Here is a 6,519-nt window from a genome sequence, read left to right as displayed (position 1 = left end):
CCCCATGAATCGTTGAAAACCAAGTTTCCATCAACTCGCGGGGATTTATTTTTTATGTTACTGATTACTCTGCTGCTACTTTTACAACCTCTTTGCCATCATAGTAACCGCATTCCGAGCATACGTGATGCGGCAACTTAGCTTCATGACACTGCGGACATTCAACAAGGCTAGGAGCCGTTAATTTCCAGTTTGCACGTCTTCTATCACGACGGCATTTCGACATCTTACGCTTTGGTACTGCCATTTCTACACCTCCTTAAAAACATCTATCAATCCTTATCGTTATCGAAGAAGGACTGAAGAGCAGCTAATCTAGGATCAATTATATGTCGATCACATTGACAGTCCTGCTCGTTTAAATTCGCTCCGCATTTCAAGCAAAGTCCTTTGCAGTCTTCACTGCAAAGCGCCTTCGAAAAGTCGGCCATGATCAACATTTCTCTTACGACCATCGTTAAGTCGATGAACGTTCCTTCGAACTCAATGGCATCTTCTTCTTTTTTCTCCGCCGTATCTTCTTGATAGACTTCGTCAAAAGGAATCACCATGTGTTCTGTGAAGTTTTCCAAACAACGATCGCATACGCGCTCTGCCCGGAAAGAAATGTTGCCACTTACTTGAAATAAACGACCGGTATAAGATATTGTTCCGTCAACTACGATATCATCCGAAATTTCTATCGTCTTTTCGTCAATATCTAATTGACGGGCAGACGTGATGAAATGAAATTGCTGATCGATACCAACTTGCATCTTCGTTTCGCCAGTATTAATTCTCATCATGTTCCACCTTCAATCCTTACCTATTATAGCTACCCTTTTATCGTTTGTCAAGGATTTTTCTTGACTGCTGTGAAAAAAACATACTCTCGAACGTTTGTCCGAGAGTATGCTCTATTATGTTCTTGATTATTTCGCACAGAGAACTTTCGTGTCGCGAGCGATCATCAATTCTTCGTTCGTCGGGATAACGAAGAGTTTTACTGCGGAGCCTTCCGTGCTGATTTCGCGAGCTTTACCACGAATGTCGTTGCGTTTTTCGCAGAGCGTCGTGCCGAGGTAGCCGAGTTCGCTTGCGATTTTAGCACGCATGGAGATACCGTTTTCACCAAGACCTGCCGTGAATACGATAGCGTCTACACCGTTCATTGCTGCTACATAAGCACCGATGTATTTCTGTACGCGATATGCGAACATATCGAGTGCGAGCTGTGCCTGTGCATTGCCTTCAGCTGCAGCGCCTTCGATGTCGCGGAAATCGCTCGATACGCCGGATACACCGTATACACCGGATTGTTTGTTGATGTAAGCATCGATTTCGTCAACCGACATGTTTTCTTTTTTCATGAGGTACGGAAGGATTGCCGGGTCAACGTCACCGCAACGAGTACCCATTACCAAACCTTCGAGCGGCGTGAAGCCCATGCTCGTGTCAACGCATTTGCCGTTTTTAACAGCAGCGATGCTCGAGCCGTTACCCAAATGGCAAGTAACGATTTTGAGATCTTCCAAGTTTTTGCCCATCATGTCAGCTGCGCACTGTGCAACATATTTGTGGGACGTACCATGGAAGCCATATCTTCTGATCTGATATTTTTCATATACTTCATACGGAAGACCGTACATGTAAGCTTTCTGCGGCATCGTCTGATGGAATGCCGTATCGAATACGCCTACCTGCGGAACACCCGGCATCAATTCAGCACAAGCTTTGATACCAAGTACGTTCGGCGGGTTGTGGAGCGGTGCCATTTCGAAGCACTCTTCCATCAACTGGAGCGTTTCCGGCGTAACGAGTACGGACTGTTTCAATTTTTCACCACCATGTGCTACACGGTGACCAACAGCTGCGATTTCCTGGATATTTTCGATAACGCCATGTTCTTTGTTCGTCAAAGCATCAAATACCATTTTAATTGCGATACCATGGTTTTGGATATCTGCTTCGATTTTTACTTTGTCGCCTTCGCCCGGCTGATGCGTCAAGATCGAACCTTCGATACCGATACGTTCAACCAAACCTTTTGCCAATACGGTTTCGTCCGTCATGTCGAACAACTGATATTTCAAAGACGAACTACCACAATTTACAACTAAAACTTTCACAACTTCATCCTCCTACATATCTCTCTTATGTGTGTTATTAGCCCACAATCGCTAATAGTTATTTATTCCACGCAAAAATATATTTTCCTTCTTACTGTTACAACAAAATTTATTTAGCAGGAGTATTTTTATTTGTCCAGAAACAAATTAGTATGATATTACGAAAGGACGTTTGTCGATGAAAGCAGTCGGTATTATCGCCGAATACAATCCATTCCATAACGGGCACGCATACCAGATCTCCGAAGTCAGAAGACGCGAATCTCCCGATGTCGTGATCGCGGCTATGAGCGGTCACTTCACCCAGCGCGGAGAAGCATCGGTATTCACCAAATGGCAGCGCGCACAGCTTGCTCTGGCAGGAGGAGCCGATCTCGTAGTCGAATTACCGTTCGTCTTTGCCGTTCGCAGTGCCGAATATTTTGCTCGCGGCGGAATCCGTCTGCTCCATGAGCTCGGCATCACACATCTTGCCTTCGGCACAGAAAGCAAGCAGCTCGAACCTATCCTCACGTCTGCCCGCGCACAATCGCACCCCCATCTTGCAAAAGACCTTGCTCCCTACATGACAAAAGGTCTTCCCTATGCCGCGGCACTTTCGGCTATGCTCGAAGAAAAACATCATATACCGTCCGACATTCTTTCATCACCCAACAATATTTTGGCAACAGAATACCTGAAAGCCATTATGCGATATGCCCCAACTATCGAGCCTATCCACATCGTCCGACACGGCTCATCACATCACAGCGCATCCCTTGAGAACGCGATGCACGCAAGCAGTTCGGCTATCCGCAAAAATATCGCCGATATTCGATTCCGCACGACAGAACTTGCTTCCTACATTCCGCCCGCCACACATCCTTATCTTACGCGTTTCTACGAAGAAAACGGCGGCATCCCCTCACTCGAACGGTTAGCCCTGTTCGTATTCGGACTTCTCGCTACGACCGATAAAACAAGACTGAAAAATACTGTCGGTATCTCGGAAGGGCTTGAAAACAAGTTTCTTTCTGCTTCACTTGCCGCGACCTCTCTCGAAGAGCTTCTCGATCTCGTAAAAACAAAACGATATCCTCGAACCAGACTTTCGCGCACGCTCCTTCATTATTTGTTCGGCACGACGCAAGAGATGGTATCTCGTTTCGATAAGATCGGCCCCCAATATATTCGTATCCTCGGCATGAACGAGCGCGGGCAAGAATATCTCCGCACACGCAAAAAAACGATGTCTGCTCCCATCATCACGAAGCTGACACCGTTCTTCAATCAATATGATCTTCTGTCACAGAGCGACGATCCGTTGAAACAGATGCTCGCATTCGATGTGCGAAGCACGAATCTATATGCACGCCTCTTTTCAGCTCCGCTTGCGCAGAATCAAGACTTCACGACTTCACCGATACGCTATCTGTTATGATTCGATGATTGTTTTTAATTCTTCCACACGAGCACGCATCGCATTTTCGCCGATACGGATACATTCAAACGCCTTGTCAAAATCGCTCTGCGATATATGGCTGACCTCGGGACAGATCATCATGTCTGCATCTTTATATTTCTCATAGCCAAGTTGCCGTTGTACGACTTCGATAGATTGCAATACGACATCAAAGATATTGTCTATGACAGGAACATTTGAGCCGTGCATAAGGTCTACGCCGACCACGATATCAGCACCGAGCGCACGTGCCGCATCAACAGGCATCGGATCGACAAGCGCACCGTCAACGTACAGCGTACCGTCTTTGGCAAACGGCTCGAAGATTCCCGGCACTGCTGTACTGGCACGAATTGCTTCGGCAAGATTACCTTTTTGTATCACGACTTCTTTTCCTTTGCAGAGGTCTGTCGCAACAATATAGATCGGTATTTTTGTTTCTTCTAACATTCGCTGACGCGCCATCTTATCAATGGCCGTCAGCATTTTTTTGCCTGCAAATAGTCCCATACGCGGAATGACGATATCGATCCACTCACTTCGTTTCAATCGACATGCCATCCGCTCGAGTCGTTTCGCCGAATACCCGCTTGCATACAGACCTCCTACCAGACTCCCGATACTGCATCCGACGATAAATGCGATCGGGATCTTTTCTTCTTCCAGCACCTTCAATACACCGATATGTGCCATGCCGCGCAGACCGCCCGATCCTAATACCAGTCCTATCTTTTTCACATTGCACCTCTCATCCCCATCATCATTGTCAAGTCTATTCCCGAAAGTCCCTCATATATATTATTAACCGATTTTCAGGAGGACTACACGATGAAGTTTCGTACATTTCCGTTGGGAACTTATGCAGGAGCACTTATCAGTTTATTTCTTACGCTTGCTATGATCTATTATCCCAAAGATGTTTTCGATTCTGCTATGATCGGACTCAATCTCTGGTGGAGCGTCGTATTTCCATCTCTGCTTCCATTCTTTATTTTATCGGAAATATTGATGGGGATCGGCATCGTTCACTTCATCGGCGTTCTCCTAGAACCGTTGATGCGGCCATTATTCAACGTTCCCGGCATCGGCGCCTTTGCCCTTTCGCTCGGGTTGGCATCAGGATATCCGATGGATGCTGTCATCACGTCCAACTTTCGTAAAAACAATCTTTGCACTGCAATAGAAGCTGAAAGACTGCTTTCTTTCACCAATACAGCCGACCCTCTCTTTATGTTCGGCGCGGTGGCCGTCGGGATGTTCGGTATGCCTGAGCTCGGCGCAACACTTGCTATTGCACATTACGGCGGCAGTTTGCTCGTAGGACTGTTGTTTCGCTTTCACGGCAGATCCCGCGACGAATCACATACCTTACCGCTTACTGCTGTTTCTGCCCGTCTGCTTCCGCGCGCACTGTCAGCACTGGTAAAAGCAAGACGCGAAGACAACCGCCCATTCGGCAAGCTGCTCGGCGATGCTGTACGAGAATCGATGCAGACCAGTCTTTTGATCGGCGGATTTATCATTTTGTTTTCCGTATTTCTTCGCATCTTATCGACAGTAGGTGTCACAGATTGTCTTGCCGCCTTATTCGGCAGTCTGCTTTTTCTGATCAACTTCGATACCGCATCTGCACACGCACTCGTTTCGGGCTTATTCGAGATCGATCTTGGCGCCCTTGCCGTCAGTGAATCATCATCTCCCCTCATCGAAAAGATCACTTTGGTCAGCGCCATCATCGCTTGGAGCGGATTGTCCGTACACGGGCAGGTAGCCAGCATCGTCATGGAAGCAGGGATCAGCATGAAGCCGTACATGATCGCCAGACTGCTCCATGCTATCCTCGCAGGCCTCTTGGCATATCTTCTGTTCGATCCGCTTCGGTTCGCGCTGGAAACGACAGCCATACCTGTATTCCAATCGCACGATACTTCATTCGATTGGCTTATGCGCATCGAACATATCGCCACCATACTGCTCCTTTTGCTTACGGCACTTCTTACCCTATCTCTTATTTGTGCATTGGCGACAAAATGTTATTACAATATAAAAAAACAGTAGGCATTCTATCTCCAGAATGCCTACTTCTTTTATTTCTCCGAATATTTTTGGCGGAAATCAGCATGTGTCTGCTGCACGACCTGCAAAGCCTTCTGCAAGTTGGTTTCCACACGATCAAGCACAGTATCTGCATAGTTCGCCATGCTCATTTCCATTTCGTGCGCTACACGACGAGCTTCTGCATCGATCTCTTCGGCTCTTTTTTCAGCCTGCTTCACAATAGCATGTTCTTCAACTAAAGTAACCGCATAGACACGTGCTTGCTCTTTTAATTTTTCGCCTTCTTTTCTTGCATCATCAAGTATCTTTTCTTTATCCTTCATAACACGTGCCGCATCCTGCAATACTTGCGGCAACGATCTGCGCACATCATCTACCAGACGAATCAACGCATCTTCTTGAATCACTCTTTTATTGCTCAACGGAAAACGAGAACTGGCCGCTACCAGATTCTCTATTTCGTCCAAGATCTCTTCTATTGCCATATGTATCCCCACTTTCCATTTTAAGCATTTTTATATTTTTCTATTATTCTTTGTTCTACATTAACAGGCACAAGTCCTTTTATTGGTCCATGAAATTTCGCCATTTCCTTAATTCCGGACGAACTAACGAACGAATATGCGCCGCCAGCCATCAAATAGACTGTTTCGATATCGCTTGCAGCATGCTGCATAAAAAGATCACGCTGCATCTCATATTCAAAATCGGTCGCCGTGCGCAATCCGCGCACGATCGCACAAGCACCTTGTTCTCTCACATAGTCTGCCAACAGTCCCGAAAATGCGTCGATACGAATATTCGGAATATGTGCCGTTGCTTCTTTGAGCATCTCTACCCTCTCTTCCATCGTAAAAAGAGGTTTTTTATTCGGATTACAAAAAACAGCAATGATAAGTGTATCAAACAGCT

At 46.4% G+C, this 6,519-nt stretch carries 8 protein-coding genes; 2 read left to right on the top strand and 6 right to left on the bottom strand.

Annotated features, from left to right (window positions below; all coding sequences use genetic code 11):
- Nucleotides 1-64: 64 nt before the first annotated feature.
- From rpmF to IJN28_02300, 3 genes are all read right to left on the bottom strand, one after another.
- Complete coding sequence (gene rpmF / locus IJN28_02310; GenBank protein MBQ6712608.1) at nt 65-247, bottom strand: 50S ribosomal protein L32; 183 nt, start codon at nt 245-247, stop codon at nt 65-67.
- Between the two features lie 25 nt (nt 248-272).
- Nucleotides 273-782 (bottom strand): DUF177 domain-containing protein, encoded by a 510-nt coding sequence (locus IJN28_02305; GenBank protein MBQ6712607.1) that lies wholly within the window; start codon nt 780-782, stop codon nt 273-275.
- 129 nt (nt 783-911) lie between these two features.
- Nucleotides 912-2,108 carry an acetate kinase gene (locus IJN28_02300; GenBank protein ID MBQ6712606.1) on the bottom strand — a complete coding sequence of 399 codons (1,197 nt, stop codon included), beginning with the start codon at nt 2,106-2,108 and terminating at the stop codon, nt 912-914.
- Nucleotides 2,109-2,286: 178 nt separating this feature from the next.
- Here IJN28_02300 and IJN28_02295 point away from each other — a divergent pair, with 178 nt between their 5' ends.
- Nucleotides 2,287-3,528, top strand: coding sequence for a nucleotidyltransferase (locus IJN28_02295; protein ID MBQ6712605.1), 1,242 nt, complete (start codon nt 2,287-2,289; stop codon nt 3,526-3,528).
- On the opposite strand, the gene IJN28_02290 is transcribed toward IJN28_02295, so the two are convergent.
- Nucleotides 3,523-4,287: a patatin-like phospholipase family protein gene (locus tag IJN28_02290; protein MBQ6712604.1), complete on the bottom strand. Its 765-nt coding sequence runs from the start codon at nt 4,285-4,287 to the stop codon at nt 3,523-3,525. The two genes, IJN28_02295 and IJN28_02290, sit on opposite strands and share 6 nt — an antisense overlap.
- Before the next feature lie 90 nt (nt 4,288-4,377).
- On the opposite strand from IJN28_02290, the gene ylbJ reads away from it, so the two are divergent.
- Nucleotides 4,378-5,607, top strand: a complete 1,230-nt coding sequence (gene ylbJ / locus IJN28_02285; protein ID MBQ6712603.1) for a sporulation integral membrane protein YlbJ — start codon at nt 4,378-4,380, stop codon at nt 5,605-5,607.
- A gap of 29 nt (nt 5,608-5,636) precedes the next feature.
- On the opposite strand, the gene IJN28_02280 is transcribed toward ylbJ, so the two are convergent.
- Both IJN28_02280 and coaD read right to left on the bottom strand, forming a co-directional pair.
- Entirely contained in the window at nt 5,637-6,092 is a 456-nt protein-coding gene (locus tag IJN28_02280) for an ATPase (protein ID MBQ6712602.1), read from the bottom strand.
- A gap of 20 nt (nt 6,093-6,112) precedes the next feature.
- The coding region (gene coaD / locus IJN28_02275) for a pantetheine-phosphate adenylyltransferase (GenBank protein ID MBQ6712601.1) at nt 6,113-6,519 on the bottom strand (407 nt) is incomplete at its 5' end.

The sequence above is a fragment of the Selenomonadales bacterium genome (assembly GCA_017442105.1).
Taxonomy (GTDB): Bacteria; Bacillota; Negativicutes; order RGIG982; family RGIG982; genus RGIG982.
This window is presented reverse-complemented; position numbering and strand designations above follow the sequence as displayed.